The 26114-nt window shown below is 71.0% G+C and carries 18 protein-coding genes and 1 pseudogene; 7 read left to right on the top strand and 12 right to left on the bottom strand.

Features of this window, described 5'->3' with window-relative positions:
- Positions 1 to 13: 13 nt before the first annotated feature.
- The 4 genes and pseudogenes from FHG54_RS16940 to FHG54_RS05965 form a co-directional block, all read right to left on the bottom strand.
- Positions 14 to 1901 (bottom strand): annotated as a pseudogene (locus tag FHG54_RS16940) (heavy metal translocating P-type ATPase).
- A gap of 136 nt (positions 1902 to 2037) precedes the next feature.
- On the bottom strand, positions 2038 to 3255 hold the full coding sequence (locus FHG54_RS05975; protein WP_139416461.1) for an NADP-dependent isocitrate dehydrogenase: 1218 nt from the start codon (positions 3253 to 3255) through the stop codon (positions 2038 to 2040).
- 252 nt (positions 3256 to 3507) lie between these two features.
- Positions 3508 to 4071: a TetR/AcrR family transcriptional regulator gene (locus FHG54_RS05970; protein WP_168197125.1), complete on the bottom strand. Its 564-nt coding sequence runs from the start codon at positions 4069 to 4071 to the stop codon at positions 3508 to 3510.
- A gap of 211 nt (positions 4072 to 4282) precedes the next feature.
- Entirely contained in the window at positions 4283 to 4882 is a 600-nt protein-coding gene (locus tag FHG54_RS05965) for a hypothetical protein (RefSeq protein WP_139416459.1), read from the bottom strand.
- Positions 4883 to 5080: 198 nt separating this feature from the next.
- Between FHG54_RS05965 and FHG54_RS05960 the strand changes: the two genes are divergently transcribed.
- From FHG54_RS05960 to FHG54_RS05950, 3 genes are all read left to right on the top strand, one after another.
- Complete coding sequence (locus tag FHG54_RS05960; protein WP_139416458.1) at positions 5081 to 5533, top strand: GNAT family N-acetyltransferase; 453 nt, start codon at positions 5081 to 5083, stop codon at positions 5531 to 5533.
- Between the two features lie 3 nt (positions 5534 to 5536).
- Positions 5537 to 5875: an MGMT family protein gene (locus FHG54_RS05955; RefSeq protein WP_139416457.1), complete on the top strand. Its 339-nt coding sequence runs from the start codon at positions 5537 to 5539 to the stop codon at positions 5873 to 5875.
- 68 nt (positions 5876 to 5943) lie between these two features.
- A complete protein-coding gene (locus FHG54_RS05950; protein ID WP_139416456.1) occupies positions 5944 to 6741 on the top strand; it encodes a hypothetical protein in 798 nt (265 codons plus the stop codon).
- Between the two features lie 201 nt (positions 6742 to 6942).
- Here FHG54_RS05950 and FHG54_RS05945 read toward each other — a convergent pair whose 3' ends face one another.
- The 4 genes from FHG54_RS05945 to FHG54_RS05930 all read right to left on the bottom strand — a co-directional run bounded on the left by FHG54_RS05945 (position 6943) and on the right by FHG54_RS05930 (position 13178).
- Positions 6943 to 8730, bottom strand: a complete 1788-nt coding sequence (locus FHG54_RS05945) for a sensor histidine kinase (RefSeq protein WP_139416455.1) — start codon at positions 8728 to 8730, stop codon at positions 6943 to 6945.
- A complete protein-coding gene (locus tag FHG54_RS05940; protein ID WP_139416454.1) occupies positions 8730 to 9395 on the bottom strand; it encodes a response regulator transcription factor in 666 nt (221 codons plus the stop codon). The genes FHG54_RS05945 and FHG54_RS05940 overlap by 1 nt, the downstream gene beginning before the upstream one ends.
- Positions 9396 to 9591: 196 nt before the next feature.
- A complete protein-coding gene (locus FHG54_RS05935) occupies positions 9592 to 11397 on the bottom strand; it encodes an ABC transporter ATP-binding protein (protein WP_139416453.1) in 1806 nt (601 codons plus the stop codon).
- Entirely contained in the window at positions 11394 to 13178 is a 1785-nt protein-coding gene (locus FHG54_RS05930) for an ABC transporter ATP-binding protein (protein ID WP_139418319.1), read from the bottom strand. The genes FHG54_RS05935 and FHG54_RS05930 overlap by 4 nt, the downstream gene beginning before the upstream one ends.
- Positions 13179 to 13736: 558 nt before the next feature.
- On the opposite strand from FHG54_RS05930, the gene FHG54_RS05925 reads away from it, so the two are divergent.
- Genes FHG54_RS05925 through FHG54_RS05910 form a run of 4 tightly spaced genes read left to right on the top strand, consistent with a single transcriptional unit; the run spans position 13737 to position 21337 of the window.
- On the top strand, positions 13737 to 16775 hold the full coding sequence (locus tag FHG54_RS05925; protein WP_139416452.1) for a hypothetical protein: 3039 nt from the start codon (positions 13737 to 13739) through the stop codon (positions 16773 to 16775).
- Positions 16772 to 19528: an ABC transporter permease gene (locus FHG54_RS05920; RefSeq protein WP_139416451.1), complete on the top strand. Its 2757-nt coding sequence runs from the start codon at positions 16772 to 16774 to the stop codon at positions 19526 to 19528. The genes FHG54_RS05925 and FHG54_RS05920 overlap by 4 nt, the downstream gene beginning before the upstream one ends.
- 49 nt (positions 19529 to 19577) lie before the next feature.
- The gene (locus tag FHG54_RS05915) at positions 19578 to 20642 is read left to right on the top strand and encodes an ABC transporter ATP-binding protein (RefSeq protein WP_232331417.1); all 1065 of its coding nucleotides are present in this window, start codon (positions 19578 to 19580) and stop codon (positions 20640 to 20642) included.
- On the top strand, positions 20639 to 21337 hold the full coding sequence (locus FHG54_RS05910; protein WP_139416450.1) for an ABC transporter ATP-binding protein: 699 nt from the start codon (positions 20639 to 20641) through the stop codon (positions 21335 to 21337). Before FHG54_RS05915 ends, FHG54_RS05910 begins: the two co-directional genes overlap by 4 nt.
- Here FHG54_RS05910 and ddaH read toward each other — a convergent pair.
- From ddaH to purN, 4 genes are all read right to left on the bottom strand, one after another.
- Positions 21309 to 22562 (bottom strand): dimethylargininase, encoded by a 1254-nt coding sequence (gene ddaH / locus FHG54_RS17000; protein WP_276528345.1) that lies wholly within the window; start codon positions 22560 to 22562, stop codon positions 21309 to 21311. The two genes, FHG54_RS05910 and ddaH, sit on opposite strands and share 29 nt — an antisense overlap.
- 46 nt (positions 22563 to 22608) lie before the next feature.
- On the bottom strand, positions 22609 to 23700 hold the full coding sequence (locus FHG54_RS05900; protein WP_139416449.1) for a Glu/Leu/Phe/Val dehydrogenase family protein: 1092 nt from the start codon (positions 23698 to 23700) through the stop codon (positions 22609 to 22611).
- Between the two features lie 103 nt (positions 23701 to 23803).
- Complete coding sequence (purH, locus tag FHG54_RS05895; protein WP_139416448.1) at positions 23804 to 25453, bottom strand: bifunctional phosphoribosylaminoimidazolecarboxamide formyltransferase/IMP cyclohydrolase; 1650 nt, start codon at positions 25451 to 25453, stop codon at positions 23804 to 23806.
- Positions 25450 to 26043, bottom strand: coding sequence for a phosphoribosylglycinamide formyltransferase (gene purN, locus FHG54_RS05890; protein WP_139416447.1), 594 nt, complete (start codon positions 26041 to 26043; stop codon positions 25450 to 25452). Before purN ends, purH begins: the two co-directional genes overlap by 4 nt.
- Positions 26044 to 26114 lie beyond the last annotated feature (71 nt).

Genomic DNA, 26114 nt, shown 5'->3' with positions numbered 1-26114 from the left:
GCGCGGAACTCCCCTACCTCGCCGGCGCACCCGCGTGAGCGTGCACGGCGGGGCCCGGCGCATCCGCCTTCGCATCGAGACGCCCGCCGATCGCGCGAAGCGCTGCGAGGATCGTCACGAGGTCGACCACCTCCTGCAGGAGCGCGCCGACCGTCGCCGGGATCACGCCGAACGCGGCCACGACCATCAGTCCGACGCTCACGACGATGCCGATCCAGATGCTCTGCAGCGCGATGCGCACCGTGTCGCGGCCGATCTCGACCGCCTTCGCGGTGCGCGAGATGTCGTCGACGAGGATCACGGCCGACGCCGACTCGCTCGCCGCGGTGGCGCCCTTGGCCCCCATCGCGATGCCGACATCGGCCGCTGCGAGCACGGGCGCGTCGTTCACCCCGTCGCCGACCATGATCACGGGGCGCTCGGTGATCGCTGCGACCTCGGCGACCTTGTCGGCGGGCAGGCAGTCGGCACGCACGCGAGAGATGCCGAGCTCGGCGGCGATGTGGTCTGCGGTCGCCTTCGCGTCACCCGTGAGCATCATCGTGCGGTGCACGCCGAGTTCGCCGAGGCGCGCGAGCGTGGCGCCCGCGTTGTCGCGCAACTTGTCGCTCGCGAGCAGGGCTCCCGCGAATCGGCCGTCGACGGCGACGTAGACGGCGAGCTCTCCGGGCGCGATCTCGGTGCGCCGGGCCTCGGGCGCGTGCCCCTGCACGAACGCGAACTTGCCGACGACGACCTCGAGTCCGCCGAGCTTCGCCGTCACGCCGTTTCGTGGCGGCCTCGCGCGCCCACTCGGCTTCGACGAGCGGCAGGCCGCGATGCTTCGCCGCCTCGATCATCGAGGTGGCGAGCACGTGCGAGGAGTACTGCTCCGCCGAGGCGACAGCACCGAGCACCTCGTCTTCGCCGAAGCCGGGCTCCGGCCGGATCGCGACGAGCGTGGGCGAACCGTACGTGAGCGTGCCGGTCTTGTCGAACACGGCGGTCTTCGCGGCGGCGAGTTGCTCGAGCACTCCCCCGCCCTTCACGATCACGCCGTTCCTCGCTGCCCGGCTCATCCCGCCGATGAAGGCCACCGGCGCAGCGATGAGCAGCGGGCAGGGGGTGGCGAGCACGAGCACTTCGGCGAAGCGCACCGGGTCGCCCGAGAGCCACCAGGCCACCGCGGCGAGCGCAAGAGAGAACGCCGTGAACGGCACGGCGTAGCGGTCGGCAAGGCGTACGACGGGCGCCTTCGAGTCGGCGGCCGCTTCCACGAGTGCGACGATCTGCTGGTACTGGCTGTCGGCGGCGGATGCCGCGGCGACGACCTCGACGGCGGACTGGCCGTTGATCGAGCCGCTCAGCACGAGATCGCCCGCATGCTTCTCGACGGGCACGGACTCCCCCGTGATCGAGGACTCGTCGAAGGCCGCCTCCTGCGAGCGCAGCGCCGCGTCGACGGGAACGATCTCGCTCGGGCGCACGAGCAGCACATCGCCGACGCGCACATCGCCCGCGAGCACCTCGACGATCGACTCGCCCTCCATGCGGTGCGCGTGCTGCGGCGCACGGGTCAGGAGCGCGTCGAGCTCGCGCTTGGCCCGGCGGTTGGCGTAGTCCTCGAGCGCGGCCCCGCCCGTGAGCATGAGCACGACGAGCAGGGCCGCGACGTACTCGCCGACGAGCACCGTCGCGACGATCGCGGTCACCGCGAGCACGTCGAGGCCCCAGTGCCCGCGCAGGATGTCGCGCACCATGCCGACCGCCTCCCACGCCGCCACGGCGAGCGCGTAGACGCTGAAGACCCACGGCACGGCCGCGCCGGCGCCGGCGAGCGCGAGCACGATGCCGGCGAGACCGACGCCGAGCGTGAGGGTGACGACCCAGTATCTGCGGGCGAGCTTCAAGCTGCGTGCCATGCCCCCATCCTCCCGTCTCCCACTCTTTTCAGGAGTCTTTCGGTCGGGCCGGCCGGATCGAGTCGAAACTTCCTGAGAAACGCCCTGAATCGAGGGGGTGTTCCTGAGAAGAGTGGGTGACGAGGTGGAGGGTCGGCTACCCGGCGATGCGGGTCTTCAGGTTGTCGGCCAGCGTCGCGAGGAACTCCTCGGTCGTCTGGTAGCCCTGCTCGGGACCGACGAGCAGCGCCAGGTCTTTCGTCATGGCGCCCGACTCGACCGTCGTGATGACGACGTCTTCGAGGGTCGCGGCGAAGTCGATGAGCTCCTGGTTGCCGTCGAGCTTGCCGCGGTGCGCGAGGCCGCGCGTCCACGCGAAGATCGACGCGATCGGGTTCGTCGAGGTCGGCTTGCCGGCCTGGTGCTGACGGTAGTGACGGGTCACCGTGCCGTGCGCCGCCTCGGCCTCGACGACCTTGCCGTCGGGCGTCGCGAGCACCGAGGTCATCAGGCCGAGCGATCCGAAGCCCTGTGCCACGGTGTCGGACTGCACGTCGCCGTCGTAGTTCTTGCAGGCCCAGACGTAGCCGCCCTCCCACTTCATGGCCGAGGCGACCATGTCGTCGATGAGGCGGTGCTCGTAGGTGAGGCCGGCAGCGTCGAACTGCGCCTTGAACTCGGTGTCGAAGATCTCCTGGAAGAGGTCTTTGAAGCGGCCGTCGTACGCCTTCAGGATCGTGTTCTTCGTCGAGAGGTACACGGGGAAGTTGCGCGAGAGGCCGTAGTTCAGCGAGGCGCGGGCGAAGTCGCGGATCGAGGCGTCGAGGTTGTACTGCACCTGCGCGATTCCGTCGCCCGGAGACTGGTAGACCTCGAACTTCTGCGGCTCGCCGCCGTCGTTCGGAGTGAACTCGACGGTGAGGGTGCCCTCGCCCTTGAAGAGGAAGTCGGTGGCGCGGTACTGGTCGCCGAACGCGTGACGGCCGATGATGATCGGCTTGTTCCAGCCCGGCACGAGCCGCGGGATGTTCGAGATGATGATCGGCTCGCGGAAGATGACGCCGCCGAGGATGTTGCGGATCGTGCCGTTCGGCGAACGCCACATCTTCTTCAGGCCGAACTCCTCGACACGCGCCTCATCGGGCGTGATCGTCGCGCACTTGACGCCCACGCCGTGCTTCTGGATGGCGTGCGCCGCGTCGACCGTGATCTGGTCGTCGGTCTCATCGCGCTTCTGGATCGAGAGGTCGTAGTACTCGAGGTCCACGTCGAGGTACGGGTGGATGAGCGTGTCTTTGATGGCCTGCCAGATGATGCGCGTCATCTCGTCGCCGTCGAGCTCGACGACGGTGCCTGCAACCTTGATCTTCGACAAAGTGGATGTCTCCTTGATTTCTGGTGGGGAATGGAAGCTTTCGGGGCGGTCGGACACGCCGTCTGCCAGCTTACCGCGTCACGCGAATATCTCGACATCGAGACAAACGGATGCCGCGGCGGAGCCCCTTGCCGACGTAGACGACACCCGACGCCACTCCTACAACTACGCACCGCCTGTCTTCGCGTCCCGAGCACGAGGTTCGACGACACGGCGGCTGCGGTCACCGATCATGCCCGCAAGGAGGATCCGTCAACGCTCGCTCGCACGTACGAGCGCGAGGAATTGGTCGACCGCCCTGTTGATGAGGTCGTCGAGACGGTCTGGTCCTTCGAGCGCCGCGAGGAGCGCCGCACCCTCGATGGTGGTGATCGCCATTTCGGCGAGGGTGGCGGGGTCGAGGCTGGTGTGTACTGCGCCATGGTTCGCGTTGCGTTCCGCAGCCTGGGTGAGCGCGGTCAGGCGCCCCGCGAGTACGGCCTGAACTTCCGGCTGGTGTCGGTCGATGGCGGAGAACAGGAAGCGGTAGTACGCGGTCAGATCGGCCCCGAGCGATGAGATTTCGGCCAAGCTGTCGACCATGCTGGCCGCAGTTGCCCGGACGGCGTCCTCAAACCCCTGTGCGTCCCGCCCGACCGGCCTATCGGTTCCCACGAGGTCGACGAAGTATCGGTCGAGGGCGGCCTTGAACAGTTCCTCCTTGCTCGCGAAGTGGTGGTAGACGGCGCCCTTCGATGCGCCCGTGGCGTGGACGATGTCCGCCATGCTCGTGGCCTCGAATCCGCGCGTGAGGAAGAGCAGGAAGGCCTGCTCCAAGATGCGCTCGCGCGCGGAGTGCCGGGTTGAGGCGGTCACCCTCGCCCCTTCCCTTCGGGCCGGGTCATACAGTACACGGGCATGCCGTCAACGAGTTCCCGGCTCCTGATCGCGAATCCCTTGTGCTCGTACAACGCGACGTTCTGTTCGTTCTCGGTGTCCAGGGCAATACCTGCCGAGGCGGGCCGAGATCGTCGGTAGGGCTCCACGTTCACCGCCCCCTCGATGCGCCGGCCAGGGTCTCGGCCGCGGAATGCCCCACCTCGGAATGGTGCGTGACCGCGAACGCGAACACGACCTTCATCACGAACAGGGCGGCCGTCGCCACAATGAACGGTGGCGAGTAGAGCGGCATCCACAGAACGATGCCCAGGATGCCGGCGGCGACCAGGAACCCGCCCGCGGTGACTTGCAACCGACGGCCATGGAGCAGATTCACCGCAGACGCTGCAAGCAGGACGTATCCCGTCACGAGGAGCAGGGGCACCAACGCCAACCCCAGCAGCGCCCCCACCGCCACGAGATGCCAGTGAATGAGGATGAACACCCACCGGCCGGCCGGCCGCGCCGCATAGTGGGTGTCGGTGCCGAACGTGAAGTTCGCTACGCAGCCAGCCGCGACGTCGACGATCAGCAGGACCGCCAGCACAGCCCGCCACACGGGAACCGTCGCCAACACGTCGGCGCCAGTGACGCAGATCGCGGCACCGAAGCCGACGGCGGCGACCAACACGAAGACGATCTCGGCCGGAGTCTGCGTCCCGCCGAACACGTCGCGGAGGGCCTTGGGAACTCGGATCACTCGGTTCATGACCCGAGCGTAGCAAACCGACCGGTCGGTCTGTCAAGAAGATCGACGCCAGCCCAACCGGACCCTTGAACGGCAGCAGTGCCGGCACCCTGCGATCCCGCCGCACCACGAGCGCAGTCGGTCGCACGGCATTCACCGTTGCCCGCGCAAACCGCATCCGGCTACCGGCCGCGGCGCCGCACGGGTTAGCCTTGGCGTATGGCTGAGCTGAGACTGGAAGATCTGTCGGCGTCGAACATCGTGGCGGCGAACACGCTGTCGCTGAAGCCCGGCCAGGAGCAGTTCATCGCTCCCGTGACCTATTCGGCGGAGTCCTCGGTCGTCGACCCGGCCACTGCCTGGCAGCGGGTCGCCCTTCTCGACGAGCGCGTCGTCGGCTTCATCCACGGCAACTTCGACCCCGAGAACGAGCACGAGGAGTTCCGGGCCTGTATCTGGCGCATCAACGTCGACGCCGAGGTGCAGGGCAAGGGCGTCGGCCGCTTCCTCGCGACGGCGCTCGCCGAAGAGGCCAAGCACCGCGGCTTCGACCGCATCACCGTGCTGTGGGAGCCGGGCGAAGAGGGGCCCGAGGCGTTCTTCCACCGCATCGGCTTCACCGACATCGGCGAGACCGCATACGGCGACATCGTCGGCGCGCTCGAGCTCTGAGCCGTGCCGGCTCCTGAGCCCGCCGGTGCGACGCCGGACTCGACGGGCTTCGTCGAGGCGGTGCTCGTGGTCGTGGCCGACATCCCCTCGGGGCAGGTCGCGACGTACGGCGATGTCGCGGCCCTGCTCGGTTCTCGCGGCGCGCGTGCCGTGGGACAGGTGATGGCCCGCTCCGGCCACGAGGTGCCCTGGTGGCGGGTCGTACGCGCCGGCGGGCGCCCGCCGGCAGGGAAGGCCGACCGCGCGCGCCGGCACTACGAAGCCGAAGGCACGCCGCTGCGGCCTTCGAAGGATGACGACGGGTACCGGATCGACCTGGCCGCATGCCGATGGTCGGCCTGACTCGGCGTTCGCGGGCTGAGGCCGTCGCCGCCGAAAGCCGTGCGGCGGAGAGTGACGGCGGGCACCGCATGACGAATACGACTGACTCGGGGTTCGCGAGGACGCTCGTCGCGGGGCTGACCCTTGTCGTTCCGTTCCTCGTCGTGCTCGGTTCCTGGCTGCTGCTGCGAGAACGGCTGCCGGCCGAACTCGCTTCGCACTGGTCAGGGGTCGGCCGGGCCGACGGGGTGATGCCGGTCGCCGGGTCGTTGACGATCTCGCTGGTCATGACGGGGCTGGCGGCGACCGCCGGGATCGTGATCGCGTCGCGGCCGGGGATGAGCGCGTCGCTTCGCCGGGGCGGGTTCTTCTTCGCCGGCGTCTTCGCCGGAATCGGGATGGCGACCTGGCTCCTCTCCGCCGGCCTGACGCCGGCGGCCGGAGACCCGTTCGACGCGGTACTCGGGGAATGGATCGTCCTGCTGGTGGCCGCCGCGGGGTATGGGGTCATCCCGTTCCTGATCGCCCCGAAGCCGATCCACGCAGGCGTCGACCGGTTTCGGGGCGATCAGGTGCCGTTGGAGCCGAGCGGGGTGAGGGCGTGGTCGTGCACGGTCACCAGCACCGTCTTCATCTGGGTGACCGCGGCGCTGATCATCATCGGCGTCGTGATCTGCGCAACCTCGATCATCGCCGGGAATGCGGGCGACTCGGTGATCGGCGTCGTCGCGATCGCTGCGACGACACTGGTCGTCGCAGCGTTCATCCGACTGCGAGTCTCCGTCGATGCGCGAGGCCTGAGCGTCGTGTCGGCCGTGATGCGCATTCCCGTCAAGCGCATCGGCCTCGAACAGATCGCCGCTGTCGAGGCCGTCAGCGTGCTGTAACCGATGGAGTGGGGCGGCTGGGGTTTCCGCGTCACCTCCGGACGTTCCGCGTTGATCCTGAAGAAGGGGCCGGGTCTGGTCGTGACCACCACGCGCGACACGCAGTTCGCGATCACCCTGCCGGATCCGCACACGCCGGCGGCAGTGCTGGCGGCGTTGAGAGAGACGACGCCTCGAACGCGGCGTGATCGCCGCCCGCTTCTACGGCACGAGTCCGCCGCGGCCGAGCGGGATCCGAATGGTGATCGTCGTGCCCGCACCCGGCGGACTGTCGAGGTGGAACCGACCCCCCACGGCGTCGACTCGGTCAGCGATGCCCAGCATGCCGCTGCCGCCGTGCGATGCTCCGCCGACCCCGTTGTCGCGCACGACGAGCTCGAGCTCGTCGCCGACGAGGGCGGCACGCACCCACCCCCGCGTCGCCCCGGCGTGCTTGGCGATGTTCGCGAGCGCCTCGGAGACCGCGAAGTACGCCGTCGACTCGACCACCTCCGGCAGGCGTCCCTCTGGCTGCACGTCGATCTCGATCGGCACGGGGCACCGGCCGGCGAGTTCGGGCACCGCGAGCGCGAGCCCGCCCGACGACAGCAGCGACGGGTGGATGCCGTGCGCGAGCTCCCGCAGCTCTCTGAGCGCCTGATTCAGCATCGCGATCGTGGCGTCGAGTTCGACGCCGACCGGTTCGACACCGCGGTCGCGGGCCTGGTTCGCCGCAAGCCGCAGGCGCATGCCGAGCGAGACGAGCTGCTGCTGCGCCCCGTCGTGCAGGTCGCGCTCGATGCGGCGCCGTGCCTCGTCGCCGGCCTCGACGATGCGGCTCCGCGACTCGCGCACCTGTTCGAGCGTGCGCTCGATCTCGGAGCGCAGCCGACCGTTGTCGACCGAGAGGCGCAGTGCGCTCGAGACGCCGTCGAGCAGGCGCATGTTGTCGGTGAGCACCCGGTCGTGGCGGATCACGGCGATGGGCACCCCGGTCGGCGAGGAGACGGGCAGCAGGCCGTGGTCGGCGCGCCGGCTGCCCGGGCCGTCGTCGAGCGGCTCCCCCGAGGCATCCGCGTACCCGGCCCGTTCCTCGTCCCACCAGTAGACGCGCACGGACGCGTCGCGCAGGGTTCGGGCCAGCGATTCGGCCCAGAGGCCTCGGTCGGCACCCTCGCGCGTGATGCGCATGAGGTCGGCGACCCGGGCGCGCATGTTGCGGGCGTGGGCGATGCCGGCGACGAAGCTCACCGGGATGGAGGCGATCGCCACGAGCGAGACGGTGTCGACCACGAGGTCGGCGCTTCCCGAGGCGTAGGCCGCAGCCTGCGTCGCGAGCGTGACCACCCAGGCGATGAGCGCGACCGGCATGAGGAAGGCCACCGTGCGCGCCGGCACGCTGCCGCGGACCCATCGCACGAGCAGCCGCACGGCGATGACGATCGCGAGCACGACGCCGATGAGACGGTAGCCGACGTCGAGCACGGCGAACACGCCCGGCGCGTCGGCCACGAGATACGGGTTGGGAGTGCAGTCGCAGACCTCGGGCGAGGGCTGGCCGAGCAGCAGCACCCCGAGGAGGTAACCGACCGAGGTGACGAGCGCGATACCCGCGATCCAGCGGTCGACGGCGTCGATGAGCCGGCCGCGCGGATAGACGAGCACGAGGATGCCGGTGAGCACCGCCCACCACAGGTGCACGCCGTAGACGAAGGGCCAGAGCCACGACACGTGCTCGATGGCTCGAAGGAACGAGAGCGGAATCCAGACGAGCGGGAACACCACCATGAGGCGGGCGGGCAACCGCGATGGGCCGATCGCCCACGCCACGCCCGCACACGCCGCGAACACGAGCGGCACGATCGCGTGCAGCGTCGTCCACGACACCTCGCGCCTGAGCGATTCGGGGGTCGCGAGAAACCCCGAGATCTCCATCATGAGGCTCGCAGCGACGACGAGCGCGATGACGATCGAGCGCTTGATGATCCGGCCTCTGCGGCCGGGCGCCATCACCTCGCGCCGAGGAGCGTCAGCACCGCGAGCACCCGACGGTGGTGCTCGGGCGACTCCTCGAGGTCGAGCTTCTGCAGGATCGATCGCACGTGCGTCTCGACGGTCTTCAGCCCGAGGAAGAGCGCCTGCGCGATGCCGCCGTTGGAGTACCCCTGCGCCATCAGCTCGAGCACCGATCGCTCACGCTCGGTGAGGCGCGAGAGCGGGTCATCGGCCCGGGTGCGCTTCACGAGCTGCTCGACGACCTCGGGGTCGACGACCGAACCACCGGAGGCGACCGTCTCGACGGCGCGCACGAGGGTCTGCGGCTCGGAGACGCGCTCCTTCAGCAGGTAGCCCGTGCCGCTGCCCGCGCCCATGACGCGCAGCGCGTACTCGGGTGTCGCGTACATCGACAGCAGCAGCACCCCGATCGTCGAGCCTTGCGCGCGCATCTCCTCGAGCGCGAGGATGCCCTCGTCGCGAAAACTCGGCGGCATGCGGATGTCGAGCACGGCCGCGTCGATCCCGCCGCGGCCGGCGACCTCGAGCAGTTCGGCGCCCGTCTCGACGGAGGCGACGACCTCGAGGCCCCCGTCGACGAGCACCTTGGCAATGCCCTCGCGCAGCAGCAGCGCATCGTCGGCGATGGCCACGCGCAGGGGACGTTCGGGCGTCTCCATGGCTCCTCCAATCCGAGGGCAGGCCTCACCACTGCGGGGTGACCGCTTGTCGCGAGCGTATCGCGCATTCACCCGGAGCCGCACGCCCATTTCAGGGGACACCCTGACGCCGCGGGCACGCCGGTGCGTCAGACTGAGCGGTTCGGATGTCTCGCGCCGAAGCGTCGTCGCGAGACATCCGCTCGCTCTGCCGGCCTCAGACCAGTGATTCCCGCCACGCCGCGTGCAGCGCTGCGAAGTGACCGGTTCCGGCGATGAGCTCGGCGGGCGAGCCGTCTTCGACGATGCGCCCGTGTTCCATCACGAGCACGCGGTCGGCGATCGCGACCGTCGAGAGCCGGTGCGCGATGATCACCGCGGTGCGATCGGCGAGGAGTTTCGTGAGGCCCTCCTGCACGAGCCGCTCGCTCGGGATGTCGAGCGAGGAGGTCGCCTCGTCGAGGATCAGCACCGCCGGGTTCGCGAGGAACGCGCGCGCGAACGAGATGAGCTGCCGCTGACCGGCACTGACCCGGCCGCCGCGCTTGTTCACGTCGGTGTCGTAACCGTTCGGCAGGCTTTCGATGAACTCGTGCGCACCGACGGCCATGGCCGCCCGCACGATCTCGTCGAACGAGGCGCCCGGCTTGCCGAGTGCGATGTTGTCGGCCACCGAACCCGAGAAGAGGTACGCCTCCTGGGTGACCATGACGATCGCGCGCCGCAGGTCCTTCGGGTGCAGTTCGGCGAGGGAGACGCCGTCGAGCGTGACCGCACCGTCGCTCGGGTCGTAGAAGCGCGCGATGAGTTTGGCGAGGGTCGACTTTCCGGCTCCCGTCGACCCGACGAGGGCGATCGTCTGGCCGGCCGGCACATCGAGGTCGAAGCGCGGCAGAACGACCCGGTCCCGGGTATACGCGAACTCGACGCCGTCGAAGCGAACGTGACCATCCGCGTTCCACAGGTCGGTCGGCTGCACCGGGTCGGGCACGCTCGGTTCCTCTTCGAGCACGCCCGAGATCTTCTCGAGGGCCGACGAGGCGGACTGGTACCCGTTGTAGAACATCGCCATGTCCTCCATCGGGTCGAAGAACCGCTTCGTGTAGAGCACCGTGGCCAGCAGTACGCCGACACCGAGCGAGCCGTCGACGACGCGGAACCCGCCGAGCACGACCGTGACCGCCACCGCGGTATTGCCGATGAGGGCGAGACCCGGGTTGTACACCGCGAAGAGGCCGAGCACCTTCGCGTTCACGTCGCGGTAGTCCTCGACCAGCGCGCCGAACTCGGCCTCGTTGCGCCGCTGCTTGCGGAACGCCTGCACCGCGCGGATGCCCGTCATGGTCTCGACGAACTGCACGATGAGTTTGGCCGATGCCACGCGCGAGCGCCGGAACAGCGACTGCGAGCGCAGCTGGAACCAGCGGGTGAGGATGCCGAGGGGCACGAGCGCCCCGAGCAGCACGAGCCCCGACGGCGCGTCGACGATCACGAGCATGACCGCCGTGAACACCATGTACATGAGCCCGCGCACGAGGAGGGTCAGCCCCTCGTCCATGAGTTCGCGGATCGCGTCGAGGTCGCTCGTCTGCCGCGAGATGATGCGGCCGGAGGTGTACGACTCGTGGAACTCGAGCGAGAGTTTCTGCGTGTGCAGGAACACCCTGGTGCGCAGGTCGATGAGCACGGCTTGGCTGATGCGGGCCGACATCCGGATGTACACCGAGATGAGGAACGCGCCGACGATCCCGGTCACGAGGTATGCGGCGCCCGACAACGCGACCGGGAACCAGTTCTGCTCGGTGAGGGCGGGGATGCCCTGATCGATGCCGAACGCGATGATGGCCGGGCCCGCGACCTGCGCGGCCGACGAGACGATGATCGCGAGTGCGGTCACCCAGAGCTTCGCCTTCAGCGGTGAGAGCAGCGATCCGAGGAGCCGCCGCGAGCGGGCGCGGATCTGCGCGGACTCCGCCTTCGAGTAGTCCTGTCGTTCTTCGCCCTGCACGCCGGTGACGCTCATGATGCCGCCTCCTCTCGGATCGTGGTCTCGGCGTCGACGGCATCGACGCCGGTGCTCCTGCGCTCCTCGTCTTCGAGGCTCGTGATGACGTAGCGGTAGTGCTCGCTCTCTCGCAGGAGCTCGGAGTGCGTGCCGACCGCCGTGACCCGCCCGTGCTCGAGCAGCGCGACGCGATCGGCGAGCATGACCGTCGACGGGCGATGCGCCACGATGAGCGCGGTGGTCGAAGCGAGCACCGAACGGAGCTCGGCCTCCACCCTCGCCTCGGTCGCGACGTCGAGCGCCGAGAGCGGATCGTCGAGTACGAGCACGGCGGGCTCGGCCGCGACGGCGCGCGCAAGCGCGAGCCGCTGCCGTTGTCCGCCCGAGAGGCTCATGCCCTCTTCGCCGACCTTCGTGTCGAGCCCGTCGGGCAGGTCGTAGGTGAACCCCGCCTGTGCGATGCGGAGCGCCTCCTCGAGCACGCGATCGGCCTCAGCGCGCACCGCGGGCTCCTCGCCCGCGAGCTCGGGCCGCCCGAGCAGCACGTTGTCCCTCACCGAGGCGCTGAAGAGCGTTGCGTCTTCGAACGCCATCGCGATGTGGGCGCGCAGCTCGTCGCGGCTGAACGCACGCACATCGACGCCGTCGAGCGTGACCGAGCCGCCGGTGACGTCGTAGAGACGCGTGGTGAGGGCCGTCATCGTGGTCTTGCCGCTCCCGGTGAGACCCACGAGCGCCATCGTCTCGCCCGGTTCGAGCACGAGGTCGACTCCGTCGATCAGATCACCGAACCGCGCCGGCGAGTCCTGGTAGCGGAAGTGCACGCCGGCGAACGCGAGCTCGCCGCGCGGTCGTTCGAGCGTGCGGGGCTCGGCCGGGTCGACGATCGTGTTCTCGCTGTCGAGGATGTCGAAGTACCGGTCGGTCGCGGTGCGGGCATCGAGCGCGAACGCGAGCAGGAAGCCGATCGACTCGATCGGCCACGCGAGCACGGTCGCGGTCGCGAAGAACGCGACCAGCTCGCCCACCGAGAGCTGCCCTTGCGAGGCCAGCCAGACGCCGACCATGAGGCAGAGCGCCAGGGCGATCGCGGGCACGACCATGATCCAGACCCAGATGGCCGCGTCGAGGCGTGCCTTCTCGATCTCGGTGCTGCGCAGCGACTCCGCCTGCGCACGGAACATCGAGAGGGCGTGCTTGCCCCGGCCGAAGGCCTTCAGCACGCGGATGCCGTGCACCGACTCCTCGACCGCGGTCGCGAGGTCGCCGGCCTGGTCCTGACTGAGTCGGGACTTCTCGGAGTACCGGCTCTCGAAGCGCCAGCCCGCCCACCACAGCGGCAACGAGCAGACGAGGAAGATGAGTCCGAGGAACCAGTTCATCGACATCATGATGCCGATGCCGACCACGATGATCACGATGTTCGCACCGGTCAGCACGAGGCCGAACGACAGCCAGCGACGGATGAGTCCGAGGTCGCTGACTGCTCGCGAGAGCAGCTGGCCGCTCGGCCAGCGGTCATGGAAACTGACCGGCAGATCCTGCAGCCTGGCATACAGTGCGTTGCGCATGCGCGCCTCGACCCTGGTGCCGGGGCCCACGACGAGCCAGCGACGGATCGCGAACAGGATCGCCTCCACCGCGCCGAGCACGAAGACGAGCAGGGCGAGCGGGAGAACCGCGTCGGCTTCGCCGCGGGCGAGCGGCCCGTCGACGATCTGCTGCAGCACCTGCGGGATCGTCAGGGCGATGAGATGCGCAAGGATCGCGGCGGCCATGCTGCCGGCGAACGCGGGCATCGCGGGTCCCGCGTATTCTCGCAGGCGCCAGAGCGCGCGGAACGTGCCGAGCCGGGGCGGCCGGGTCAACGGCTCGGGGTCGCCTGGCGCATTCGGTGTTTTCTGGGCAACGGACACAGCCGGTTCCAATCGGAAGGGATCGCCGGACGCCCGAGCGGGCCGGAACGGCGAGAACGGTGAAGAGAGTGGGAGTGCCGCGGATCGCGAGAGCGCGTGACCGCGGAGCAGGCCGAGCCTGCGCGTGAAGCGGGCGGTCTACCCGGCGAACCCGACGAGGGGAGACGCCGGGCGGGCAGCGCCGGAGACCGCATTCGTGCGGGCGTCGGTGTCTGTCTGCATGGTTTCCTCCTGCGAATCGTCTCGAACCCTCGAGGCGGTCGGAATTCTCCCCGGCCAGCCCTACAGCATATGGGCGGGACCGGGTGGCGCACAAGACCACCAGCGGCGATAGGCTGTGCGGGTTCTTCGCGACGCGGCGAGTGCGGCAGCCGACCCCGGCACACCGCCCGGCCGGCCCCTACGCCCCCGCGCCCGCGACCCGATCGATGAGGAGCGCCCGTGGGAGCGGCACGGACAGCGTTCGCCCGTGCGAACGCCCGCGCCGGTGTGCTCGCCTCGATCGCCGCGGTCGTCCTCCTGCTCTCCGGCCTCTCGACGGCGGTCGTCGACTCGCTCGCCGGGTCCTCGGTCAGCGGGCTGCGCGAGGGCCTCGCCGCGGCGCAGGGCACGACAGGCGCCGCGCGGTGGCAGATCCGCGTGGCGCAGAACCCCGAAGCCCAAGCGGATGACGCGGCATCCGTGCTCGATCGCATGGTCGCCCCGTACGGCGCCGCCTGGAGTCGCAGCGTCGAGACCGCGCCGGTCGATGCCGTCAGCGGCGAGACGCCCTTCGGCGCCGTGCTCCTGGCCGACCCCGAAGCCGCGGCGCGCTCCGAGCTCGTCGAGGGAAGCTGGCCCGATGACCCCGCTGCGGTCGCAACGGCCGACGCCGAGAACGCCGTGCCTGCGACCCTCCATTCGGCCGCTGCCGAATCCCTCGACCTGGCGCCCGGCGAGGTCGTCGAGCTCGCCGGCGACCCTGCCCGACGCCTGCTCATCGTCGGAACGTGGCTGCCCCTCGACCCCGCCGACCCCGCCTGGTTCGGCGAGTCCGTCATCGCCTCCGGCGCCGTCGCCGAGGGCGCGGGTCCCTTCCTCGTGGCGGAGGAGGCCACCCTCGACCTCCCGGCGGCGATCGTGGTCCGCTGGACCGCGGTGGTCGATCCGGCCGCCGTCACGCCCGAGTCGGCACGCATGCTCCGTGCGGAACTGCCCGATGTCGAGCCGGCACTCCGCGCGATGCCGGAGATCGGCACCGATGGCCTGAGCGCCCTCGGCGGCCTCGACGCGACGCTCTCCCGGCTCCTCGCCGGACTCGGCGCGGTGCGGGCCATCGCCCCCCTGCCGCTCCTGCTCCTCGCCTTCGCGGGCGTCGCCGCACTCACCCGGCTCGCGACGCTGCTCGGCGCAGCCCGACGCGGCGAGACGGTGCTGCTGCGCGCCCGCGGCGCCTCGCCCGTCCGACTCGCGCGAGACACCGCGGTCGAAGTGCTCGCGCTCGGGATACCGGCCGCGATCATCGGTGCGGTCGGTGCCGAGGCGTTCCTCACGGCGAGCCGGCCCGGCGAGGACCGCGACTGGGGCACCGCGACGCTCGTGGCATCCGTCGTGCTCGGGGGCACCCTGCTCGTCGTCGTCGGTCGCGCGTGGCTCGACGCGCGTCGTCCGATCGTGCGCGGATCGGGCGACGAAGTGGGCCGTGTGGCGCGCGGGCTCGCGACGGGCGGCGGCGTGCTGCTCTTCGCGCTCGCCGCCGTCGCGCTCTGGCAGTTCCGGCTGTACGGCTCACCGCTCGTGACGAGCGCGGCAGGCACCGTCGAGGTCGACCCGGTCGCGGTGCTCGCACCGATGCTCGTGCTCCTCGCCTTCGCGCTCATGGCACTCGGCCTCTCCCGCCCGTTCAACGCCCTGCTCGAACGGCTTGCCGCCGCCCGCCCGGCGCTGGTGCCGTCGCTGCCGATGCGCCAGCTCGCTCGGCGCGCCGCGCTGTACGCGTCGGCAGCCCTCGTCACGATGCTCGCCGTCGGCGGACTCACCCTGACCGCGGTCTTCGCCGGCGCCTGGCAGGGCATCGACCGCACGACCTCGGCGCTCGCCACCGGCGGCGAGGTGCGCCTCTCCTACGCCGGGCGGGACGTCGTGCAGGCTCCCGATCCGCTCGCGCTCGGTGCCGGCCTGACCGGAATCGACGCCGTCACGGCGGAAGGGCCGGTCTTCCGCGGCGACGTGCGAGTCGGCAGCGACCCTGCGACCCTCGTGGCGCTGCCCGTCGCATCTGCGGACCGCATCGCGCCGGGCATCGGCATCGCGCCCGCCGCCGCAGCGCTCGGCGAGTCCTCCGCGGCCACCGGCGTTCAGGTTCCGCCGGGCACCGCGACGCTCGAGGTGGCCGTCGGCCTCGACGCACCAGGCGGCACGGCCGGCAGAGTCACCGTGACCGCGTGGTTCCTCACTGACGACGGTGCCGCAACCCCGGTTCCACCGGCCGCCGTCGACGTGGCCGCTGGGGGCGGCACCGTGAGCCTCGCGATCCCCGAAGCCGACGGCCTGCGCTTCATCGGCCTCGGCGCCGAGCTCTCCGGCGCCGGGGGCGCCGACGTGCTCGTGTCATTCGGCGCGATCTCCCTCGACGGAAGTGCGGCCGCCCCGGGATTCGAGATCGAACGAGAGCTCGAACTCACCTCGAAGGCACCGACCGCGCGCGCCGCCCTCACGAGCGGCGGCAACGACCCGCTGCCCGTGGTGCTCGGCACCGACATCGCGAAGCGCATCTCGGCCGAGGTCGGCGACCAGTTCGCGTTCCGGGTGCTCACCGGCAACGCCGAGATCGATGCCGTCGTCGCCGGCGTGATGCCCGTCGTGCCGACGGCCGGCGCCGGCGGCTTGCTCGCCGACCTCGCAGCGTTCCAACGCTACGCGTTCGAAGACGGGGCCGGGGTGCCCGCGTTCGGCGAGCGCTGGATCGCGACCTCGGACCCCGACCGCCTTGCCACCGAATTCGACCGCGAGCAGGGCTCGGCGGTCATCGCCGACGCGAGGTCGGCGGCTTCCTCTGCCCCATTCATCAGCCCGGCGATCGCCGCACTCTGGACGGGAGCCGCCGGTGCGCTGCTCTTCGCCCTGATCGCGGTCGTGGCGCTCGTCGCGGCGCTCGGCCGCAGTCGTCTGGGCGAGGTCGTCGTGCTTCGGACGCTCGGTGTGCCCGCCCGCACGCAATCGCGCGCCCGGCTCGCCGAGCTGGCGGTGACCCTCGCCGTCGCGGTCGCGATCGGCGTGCTCGTCGGATTCGCCACGGCGCTCCTCACCGCACGAGAACTGGCCAGGGCCGCCGTCGCCGGCGCGCCGGCGGTGATCCCCGTCGAGTTCGGCATGGACGTCGTGCCGTGGCTCCTCGGCGTCGCCGTGTTCCTCCTGCTCGCCTCGGCGATCGCGGCGGGCGCCACGGCATCCGTGCGGCGCATCGCCTCGCGCCCCGGTCTCAGGCAGGAGGAGGGATGATCACCGCCCACCACTCGCGGCTCACCGTGCCGGGTCTCCTGCGCCGCCAGTTCTTCGCCGGGCCGGCAGCATCGATCATGCTCGCGGTTCTCGTGTTCGCCGGTGCACTGCTCGCCACCGGCGTGCCGCGCGCCGTCTCGGCGATGCACACCGCGGCGCTCGAGGAGTCGCTCGAACAGTTCCCCTCCCGCGAGATCGACCTCGTCGCATCCAGTCGCAACCTGCCCGATCTCGGTGCGTCGGGCGGCGGAACGACCCTGACGCCCGAGGTCGACGCGATCTGGGGCGCACAGGAGGCGCTCCTGCTCGATGCCCGCGCCAGGATGCCGGCACTGTTGCAGAGCGTGACCGGGGAACCGCTCGCGTCTCTCGTGGCCGGACCGGCCAAGGCCGGCGTGGCCGGCGCCGCGCCCGGCTCGACGTCGTACCAGCTGCTCACGGCGTTCGACCCGAGGATCCGCGACCATATCGAACTCACCGGCGGCAAGTGGCCGGCGACCCTCACCGGCACGGTGCCCGGCAGCACCCCGCTCGAGATCGTGCTCGCCGACGCCGTTGCCGAAGAGATGAGCTGGGAGGAGGGCGAAGACCGATCGATCCCGATCGGCACCACTCCGCACGACGTGCGACTGGTCGGCACCTTCGCCGCGATCGACCCCGACGACGGCTTCTGGACGCACCTGTCGCCCGTGGCGCTCGAAGCATCGGTCGCGTTCGCGCCGAGCGGGGAGACCGAGGTCACGGGACTCGGCTTCGCCGACCCCGTCTCGTGGGCCGCCCTGCAGGACTCCGAACTGCCGAGCGCGATGGAAGTGTGGTTCCCGGTCGAACCCGAGCGCATCCGCGCCGCCGACTCGGCCGAACTCATCGCGCAGCTCGGCGAGTTCACGAGCCAGGAGTTCGTGCTCGGTTCGGGTTCCTTCGAGTTCTGGTTCGCGACCGTCGGCGACGTCGCGTTCACGAGTGGTCTCACCGAGGCGCTGGGCGACGCCGCCCTCGCCGCAGGCTCGAGCGACGCCGTGCTCGCCGCAATCGCCTCGGGGCCGATCGGCGTGATGGTCGCCGTGCTCGTGCTCGGATCCCGTGTGGTGTTCGAACGACGGCGCACCGGGCTCGAGCTGGCGGCCGCCCGCGGCGCGTCGCCGCGTCAGCTCCGCGGCATCCTCGCGCTCGAAGGCCTCGCCGTCGGCCTGCCCGCCGCGGTCATCGGCGGTCTGATCGGCATCCTCGCCGTTCCCGCCGACGCCGGGGCGGGCGGATGGGCGATCGCGGGGCTCTTCGCCCTCACCCCGGCGGCCCTGCTCGTGGCGGCCGAACCCGGCCTCAGCCCGCTCCGCCGTGCCCGCAGCGATCTCGGCCGGCGAAGCCCCGGTCGCGTCCGCTGGATCGCCGAACTGCTCGTCGCGGTGATCGCCGTCACCGCGGTCGTGCTCCTCTTCCGCCGCGGCCTCACCACCTCCACCGCGACGACCGGAGTCGACCCGTTGCTCGCGGCCGTGCCGCTCCTCCTCTCGCTGTTCGCGTGCATCGTCGTGCTGCGGTGCTACCCGATTCCGCTCGCGGCACTCGTGCGCCGAACCGCGCGCAGGGCCGACCTCGTGCCGTTCCTCGGGTCTGCCCGGGCACTGCGCGACCCCTCGGCAGGGCTCGTGCCCGTGCTGGCCGTCGTCGTGGGCGTCTCGGTCGCCGTGTTCTCCTCGGTGCTGCTCGGCACCGTGCAGTCGGGCGTCGAACGCGCCGCGGACGCGCAGGTCGGCGCCGACGCCTCCGTGAGCGGCATCCCCTTCACGCTCGATCAGCTCGACGAGTTCGCGGCCGTCACCGGCGTCGAGGCGATCGCCCCCGTGTATTCGACGAAGCCCACGAGGGTCACCGCTGACGGACGCTCGCGCACCTCGGCCCTCATCGTCGTCGACTCGGCCGAGATGCGGACCGTGCAGCAGGGACGCGACGCACCCACCCCCCTGCCCGACGCGCTCGCCGCGAGCGACGAAGACGACGCCGTTCCGGTGCTGCTCTCGAAGCGGGTTGCGGACTTCGTCGCCGACGCCGAATCGGCCGAACTCGACGGGGAGGACTTCGACTCGCTCGGGGTCGTCGACGGCCGGACCGCGTTCTCGCCACGATCGAACTGGGTGCTCATGGACGTCGCGAACGCGAAACCCTTCACCGACACGCTCGTGCCCCGCTCGGTGCTCGTGCGCTTCGAGCCCGGCGCCGACGCCGACGCGATCACCACCGCCCTCGCCGAGATCGCCGGCGACGACGCCGTCGTCGTCACGCCCGGTGAGGTGTTCGCCGAGTTGCGCGAACGGCCGACGACGCAGGGGCTCGTGATCTCGCTCGTGGTCGCGATCGTCCTGGCGAGCCTGCTCACGGCGCTCGCGATCGTGCTGACCCTCGTCGTCGGCCGCCCCGCCCGCGACCGGCTGCTGCCGCTGCTCTCGACGCTCGGCCTCGGCCGTCGCGGTGAACGCGCGCTCGTCGTGTTGGAGATCGGCCCGGTCGCGCTCATCGCGCTCGCGGCGGGAGCGGTGCTCGGCATCGCGCTGCCGTTCGTCGTGCTCACCGGAATCGACCTGCGGGCCTTCACCGACGGCGATGCCCAACCCGCCGTGACGCTCGACCCGTGGCTCATCACCGCGGTGCTCGCGGCCAGCGTGCTCGTGACCGTCGTCGCGGCGGCTGCGGCATCGCGCATCGACGGCAGCGTCAACGCGGCTCGCGCGATGCGCAAGGAAGAGGAAGGATGACTCCGTGACCCCGATCGAGACTCCGGCGTCGGCATCGACGCAGCCGCACATCTTGTGCACCGACCTCGTACGGATCTTCAGCGCCGACGGTGTCGAGGTGCAAGCGCTCCAGGGGCTGAACCTCCGGGTCGACCCGGGCGAGATGGTCGCCGTCGTCGGCGCCTCCGGTTCGGGCAAGTCGACGCTCCTGACGATCCTCTCGGGTCTCGACACCGCCACGGCCGGTGTCGCGAACGTCGCGGGGCACGACCTGCTCTCGATGGGCGGTCGCGAACGGGTGACCTACCAACGGCACACGGTGGGCTTCGTCTGGCAGCAGACCTCGCGCAACCTCCTGCCCTACCTCACCGCCGCCGAGAACATCGCCCTCGCGATGAACGTCGCGGGTACGCTCCGCGGAGCCGCCCGCGCGAACCGGGTCGACGAGCTGCTCGAACTGCTCGACGTCGGCGAGATGCGCGACCGCCGGCCCGGCGAACTCTCGGGCGGGCAGCAACAGCGTGTCGCGGTCGCCGTCGCGCTCGCGAACGCCCCGCAGGTGCTGCTCGCCGACGAGCCGACCGGCGAGCTCGACGAGTCGACGTCGGCCGCGGTGCTCGAAGCGATGCGCGGCGTCAACGAGGAGCTCGGGGTCACCACGCTCATCGTCACCCACGACCCGACCGTCTCCGATCATGTGCGGCGCACCGTGCAGATCCGCGACGGGCGCACCTCGACCGAAGTACTGCGCTCGACGCGTGTCGACGAGCACGGCGAGGAGCAGCATGTCGCCGAGGAGTTCGCGGTGCTCGACCGGGTCGGCCGGCTGCAGCTTCCCCACGACTTCATGCAGAACCTCGAGCTGCGAGACCGCGTGCGCCTGGCACTCGAAGCCGATCACGTCGGCGTGTGGCCCGGCGACGACGGGCGAGCGGATGCCGCGGTGCCGCGCGTTGCGGAACGGTCACCGGCATCGGAGGCACCGGCTTCGCACTCGCCCGCGCCGGCGCCCGAACCGCCCGCACCGCCGACACCGCCGACCCGGCGCGCCCGCCGTGCCGAAGAGCGCGCGGCCGAGGGCCGTGCGGGTGCCTCAGGCAACCCCGCCGGCCACGAACCGAAGGAGGAGCGATGACGACGCTTCGCGCCGAATCGATCAGCCGGGTCTTCGAGTCGAAGGCCGGCCCGGTGCGCGCCGTGACCGAGGTCTCGCTCGAAGTGCGGCCCGGAGAGCTGCTCGTCGTGACCGGGCCGTCGGGCGCGGGCAAGACGACGCTGCTGAATCTGCTCGGCGGCCTCGACCGGCCGACGTCGGGGCGGGTTCACCTCGGTGACGACGAACTCTCGACGCTCGGCGAAGACGAGCTCGCCGCCGTGCGTCGCGACCGACTGGGCTACATCTTCCAGTCGTTCGGCCTGATCCCGGTGCTCTCGGCGGCCGAGAACGTCGAGGTGCCGCTCCGCCTTCAACGCATGGACCCCGCCGAACGCAACGCCCGGGTCGCCGAGTCGCTCGACCTCGTCGGTCTCGCGGATCACGCGGCCCAGCGCCCCTACGAGCTCTCAGGCGGCCAGCAGCAGCGCGTCGGCATCGCCCGAGCACTCGCGGTGCGACCACAGCTGCTGCTCGCCGACGAGCCCACCGGTCAGCTCGACAGCGGCACCGCCGCGACCGTCATGGACCTCATCGGCGAGCTCGTGCACGCTCGGGGCGTCGCCGCCGTCATCACGACGCACGACCCGGCACTGGTCGGCCGCGCCGATCGAGTGCTCGAACTGCACGACGGCCGGGCGGTCTCGCTCAGCGCACCCGCACCGACAGGCACGTGACGCAGCCCTCGAGCTTCTCGAACTCGCCGATGTCGACGGTCACGACCCGGTAGCCGAGGCCCGCGACCATCGCAGCCGTCTGCGGCGCCGACGACGACATGAGCAGCGACTCACGCGACAACTCGACGACGGCGACGCCCTCGGGCTCGGGTACGGGTAGGAAGCGCGGGAACAACGTCGTGCCGTCGAGCAGGGCCGGGTCGCCGATGATCGTGCCGTCGGGCAACGCCGTGGCTGCGCTCTTCAGGTGCAACGCCTTCGAGATGGGCACCGCGACCACGGTGTACCGGTGCGGCGTGAGCAGGGTGCGGAGCTGCCGGATGCCCTCGGAGTTCGTGCGGCTCGATGCCCCGACGTAGACCGTCGATCCGACCTTCAGCACGTCGCCGCCGTCGAGCGTGCCCGGCAGCTGGATGCGCGTGACCGTCAGGCCCGGCACGGCGCGCACCGCGCGCTCGATCGCCTCGATCTCGGGGCGGCGGGACTCGGCGCCGGGGCTCGCGAGCACGGCGAGATCGCCGAACAGCACGACCATGTCCTCGACGAAGACCGAGTCGGCGAGATCGGGCGCCGCATCGACCTCGATGGTCTCCCAGCCCTCGGCGACGAGGGCTGCACAGTAGTTGTCCCACTGCTTGTCTGCGAGAGCCTGGTCGGTGGGCTTCCGGTCGCGATGGGTCAGCACGGCCTCATCGAGATTCGAGGCGGGGATGCGCACGAGCGCCATGCGCCGGTCGGTCGCCGCGGGCGCATAGTCGAGAATCCGCCGGAAGACCACGGGGGCGAGCAGCATCTCACCGACGATCACCGCGAGGATGAAGATCAGGTTGAGGCTGACGAGCGAACCGATCACGAAGAGCACGATCGCTCCAGAGAAGGTGTTGCCCGCGGCACTGGCCGTGACGCTCGTCGCAAGCAGCGCAGCGAGGCATCCCGAGGCGAAACCCGTGATGAGCGTCAAGAACCAGGCCCGCGTCGCCCCCACCGCGTTCGCGACCGACAGGAGCATCCACACCACGAACGCGGCAAGCGCGAAGTGCCCGAACACCTGGCCGAGCACCTGCGGCGACTGCCCGCTGCCGATGAAGAACGCGAGCAGCGACACGAGCATCGCGGCGAACGCGACGGCGGCCGCGGAGGCGAGCACGGCCGCCACCCGGCGCCCCGGAGTGATCGCCGGCCTGAATCGGGCCGGGGCGGTCGGGGGCATGGCGGGGGTCGTCATGAGACCCGAGCCTACTGGCGCGCCGCGGTACTCCGCGCGCGAAACGTCAACCTGCCGCGTCGAGCCGCGCGCGGGCGAGCCGCTCGGCCGCCATCAGCGTCGTCGTGCCGTCGGCGCGAGCGCTGCGCAGCACGGATGCCACGGTGTCGCCGATCCCCTCGATGCGGGCGTCGAGGGCTGCCTGGTCGGCACCGGGGACCGAGGCGACGTCGAGGTAGATCACACCGCCGGCATTGACGACGAAGTCGGGCGCCCAGACGATGCCGCGCTCCTGCAGCAGCGTTGCGACGTCTCGGGAGGCGAGCTGGTTGTTGGCGGCACCGACGACGGCGGCCACCCGCAGTTCGCGCACGACCCCGGGCGTGAGCACGCCGCCGAGTCCGCACGGTACGAACACGTCGGCTTCGACGAGGTGCGCCTCGGCCGGGTGCACCCACGCCGCGCCGAGGGCGTCGGCGAGAGCGCGCTTGGACTCCGCGACATCCGTGACGGTGAGCCGCGCGCCCGCCGCGGCGAGGCTCTTGGCCAGTCGTCCGCCGACCTGCCCGAGTCCGGCGATGACGAAGTGCCGGCCGGCGGGATCGCTCGAACCGACGACCTCGCCGAGGGTCGCGAGGATCGCGGCGTGCACGCCGGCGGCCGTGGCATCCGCCGGCTCGCCGACGCCGCCCTGCTCTGCCGGGAGGCCGCAGACGTGCTCGGTGCGCTCGTGCACGACGGCCATGAGCTCGGCGCTCGTGCCGACGTCTTCGGCGGTCATGTACGCCCCGTCAAGCGACTCGACGGCGTCGCCGAGGTCGAGCATGGCGTCGTGCGCGGTCGCGGCGTCGATCGTCGCACCCGCCGGAATCGCGACGACCGACTTGCCGCCGCCGCGGGCGAGCCCGGCCGCGGCATTCTTCAGCGTCATCGCCTGCGAGAGGCGGAGCGCGTCGGCGAGGGCATCGGTCCAGTGGCCGTAGTGCCAGAGCCGGGCGCCGCCGAGGGCCTGGCCGAGGCGGGTCGAATGCACGGCCACGATGATCGTGAGACCGGAGCGGGGGCCGCGGGTGATGAGCACCCGTTCGTGGTCGGGTGCCTCCGTCGGCAGTTCGGCGCTGGCTGTGACGGTGGTCGCCGGTGCATGGGTGATCGTCATCGATCGTTCTCCTTGAATCATCCGCTTCGTGGGCGGAACCTGGCCTCGCGCCTCATGAGCGCGGGTACCTGTCAAGGATACCGCCGCCGGGACCCTGAGAACCTCAGTGGAAGAAGTGGCGTTCGCCGGTGAAGTACATCGTGACGCCGGCCTCGCGGGCGGCCGCGACGACCTCCTCGTCGCGCACCGAGCCGCCCGGCTGCACGACCGCGCGCACCCCCGCGTCGAGGAGGATCTGCAGGCCGTCGGCGAAGGGGAAGAACGCGTCGGACGCCGCAACCGACCCCGCTGCCCGCTCCCCCGCGCGCTCGACCGCGAGCCTGCACGAATCCACCCGGTTGACCTGACCCATGCCGACCCCGACCGAGGCACCGCCCGACGCGAGCAGGATCGCGTTGGACTTGACCGCGCGGCAGGCCTTCCAGGCGAACTCGAGGTCGGCGAGCGTCGCATCGTCGGCGGGATCGCCCGCGGCGAGGGTCCACTCGGAGGCGGGCGCGAAGTGCCGGTCGGCCTGTTGCAGCAGCATGCCGCCCGATACCTGGCGCAGTTCGACCGCGGAGGGGGTGAAGCCCTCGGGCAGGGTCAGGAGCCGGATGTTCTTCTTCTGCGAGAGGAGTTCGAGCGCGCTGCCGTCGAAGGCGGGGGCGATGAGCACCTCGGTGAAGATGCCCGAGACGGTCTCGGCCATCTCGCGGGAGACGATGCGGTTCGCGGCGATCACCCCGCCGTAGGCCGACACCGGGTCGCACTCGTGCGCCCGACGATGGGCGTCGGCGATGGCCGCGCCGTTGCCCGGGCTCGCGGCGCCCTGTGGCTGCCGAAGCGTCGACGAAGCGGATGCGACGGCGATGCCGCACGGGTTCGCGTGCTTGATGATCGCCACCGCGGGCTCGTCGAAGTCGAACGCGGCTCGCACCGCGGCATCCGCGTCGACGAAGTTGTTGTACGACATCTCTTTGCCGTGCAGCTGCACCGCCTGCGCGATGCCGGGCAGTCCGCCCTGCGCAGCGTACAGCGCGGCCTGCTGGTGCGAGTTCTCGCCGTAGCGGAGATCTGCGTCCTTCGTCCAGGTGCCGCCGACCCAGGCGGGGAACGGCGACGCTTCAGCAGGCTGGTCGGGGGCGACGACGCTGCCGAGCCAGCTGGCGACCGCGACGTCGTACGACGCGGTGTGGCGGAATGCCTCGCGCGCGAGTTCGGCACGCTGGGCGAGGGTGGTGCCGCCCGCGGAGACGGCGGCGACGATGTCGTCGTAGCGCCCGGGTGAGACGACCACGGCGACGTTCGCGTGGTTCTTGGCCGCGGCGCGCACCATGGCGGGCCCGCCGATGTCGATCTGCTCGATGACGGCATCGGGCGCCGCGCCGGCGGCGACGGTCTCGGCGAAGGGGTAGAGGTTCACGACGACGAGCTCGTAGGGCTCGATGCCGAGGCCGGCGAGCTCGGTCTCGTGGGTCGCGAGACGAAGGTCGGCGAGGAGGCCGGAGTGCACGGCGGGGTGCAGCGTGCGCACGCGCCCGTCGAGGTGCTCGGGGTAGCCCGTGACCTCGGCCACCTGCGTGACCGGAAGGCCGGCGTCTGCGATCGTCGTGCCCGTTCCGCCCGTCGAGACGATCTCGACTCCGGCGCCGACGAGCGCGGTGGCGAGTTCGACCAGGCCGCGCTTGTCGCTCACGGCGATGAGGGCGCGGCGCGCTGGCACGAGGTCGCGTTCGCGGTACAGGCTCGGGTCGTGGGTGGGTCCGCTCATGATCGTGCGAGTTCCTTCAGGTCGAGGTGCGAATTGGCGATGTCGAGCACGGTCTCGATGAGCAATCGTCGCTCGACGGGCTTGATGCGTTCGTGAAGGCTCGACTCGGTGTCGCCAGGCAGCACCGGGATGCGCTCCTGCGCGATGATCGGGCCCCCGTCGACCGAGTTGTCGACGATGATGAGGCTCGCGCCGGTCTGGGCCACGCCGGCGGCGAGCGCGTCGCGTACCCCGTGCGGGCCGGGGAACTCGGGCAGGTAGGCGGGGTGGGTGTTGATGAGGTTCGGCGAGAACGCGTCGACGACCGCCGGCGGCACGAGCCGCATCAGGCCTGAGAGCACGACGAGGTCGGGCCCCCACCGCCGCACCTCCTCGATGAGTGCGTCGCCCCAGCTGTCGCGGTCGGGGTACGCCGTGAACGGCACCGAGAAGGTCGGCACGCCGTACTCCTCGCCGAGCACGAGCCCGTCGGCGTTGCGGTCGGCGCCGATCGCGACGACCCGCGCCGGGAACTCCGCATCGGCGGAGGCGTCGAGCAGGGCACGAAGGTTGGATCCGGTGCCCGAGATGAGGACGACGAGCTGCAGCACCCTCCGAGCCTACCGGCTGTGCCGCGCACAGCCTCGCGGCGCCCGGCCGGCCGGGCAACCGCTCGTCCGCG

The organism is Agromyces laixinhei (assembly GCF_006337065.1).
Taxonomy (GTDB): Bacteria; Actinomycetota; Actinomycetes; order Actinomycetales; family Microbacteriaceae; genus Agromyces; species Agromyces laixinhei.
Note: the sequence above shows the minus strand (reverse complement) of the source record. Positions and strands in the feature narration are given on the sequence as shown.

Excerpts from the sequence above, each read along its gene's own strand:
- FHG54_RS05920 (WP_139416451.1), top strand. The coding sequence starts at position 16,772 with ATGATCACCGCCCACCACTCGCGGCTCACCGTGCCGGGTCTCCTGCGC.
- purH (WP_139416448.1), bottom strand. The coding sequence starts at position 25,453 with ATGAGCGGACCCACCCACGACCCGAGCCTGTACCGCGAACGCGACCTC.
- ddaH (WP_276528345.1), bottom strand. The coding sequence starts at position 22,562 with ATGACGACCCCCGCCATGCCCCCGACCGCCCCGGCCCGATTCAGGCCG.
- FHG54_RS05900 (WP_139416449.1), bottom strand. The coding sequence starts at position 23,700 with ATGACGATCACCCATGCACCGGCGACCACCGTCACAGCCAGCGCCGAA.
- FHG54_RS05960 (WP_139416458.1), top strand. The coding sequence starts at position 5,081 with ATGGCTGAGCTGAGACTGGAAGATCTGTCGGCGTCGAACATCGTGGCG.
- FHG54_RS05945 (WP_139416455.1), bottom strand. The coding sequence starts at position 8,730 with ATGGCGCCCGGCCGCAGAGGCCGGATCATCAAGCGCTCGATCGTCATC.
- FHG54_RS05965 (WP_139416459.1), bottom strand. The coding sequence starts at position 4,882 with ATGAACCGAGTGATCCGAGTTCCCAAGGCCCTCCGCGACGTGTTCGGC.
- FHG54_RS05940 (WP_139416454.1), bottom strand. The coding sequence starts at position 9,395 with ATGGAGACGCCCGAACGTCCCCTGCGCGTGGCCATCGCCGACGATGCG.
- FHG54_RS05930 (WP_139418319.1), bottom strand. The coding sequence starts at position 13,178 with ATGCCCGCGTTCGCCGGCAGCATGGCCGCCGCGATCCTTGCGCATCTC.
- FHG54_RS05935 (WP_139416453.1), bottom strand. The coding sequence starts at position 11,397 with ATGAGCGTCACCGGCGTGCAGGGCGAAGAACGACAGGACTACTCGAAG.
- FHG54_RS05950 (WP_139416456.1), top strand. The coding sequence starts at position 5,944 with ATGACGAATACGACTGACTCGGGGTTCGCGAGGACGCTCGTCGCGGGG.
- FHG54_RS05910 (WP_139416450.1), top strand. The coding sequence starts at position 20,639 with ATGACGACGCTTCGCGCCGAATCGATCAGCCGGGTCTTCGAGTCGAAG.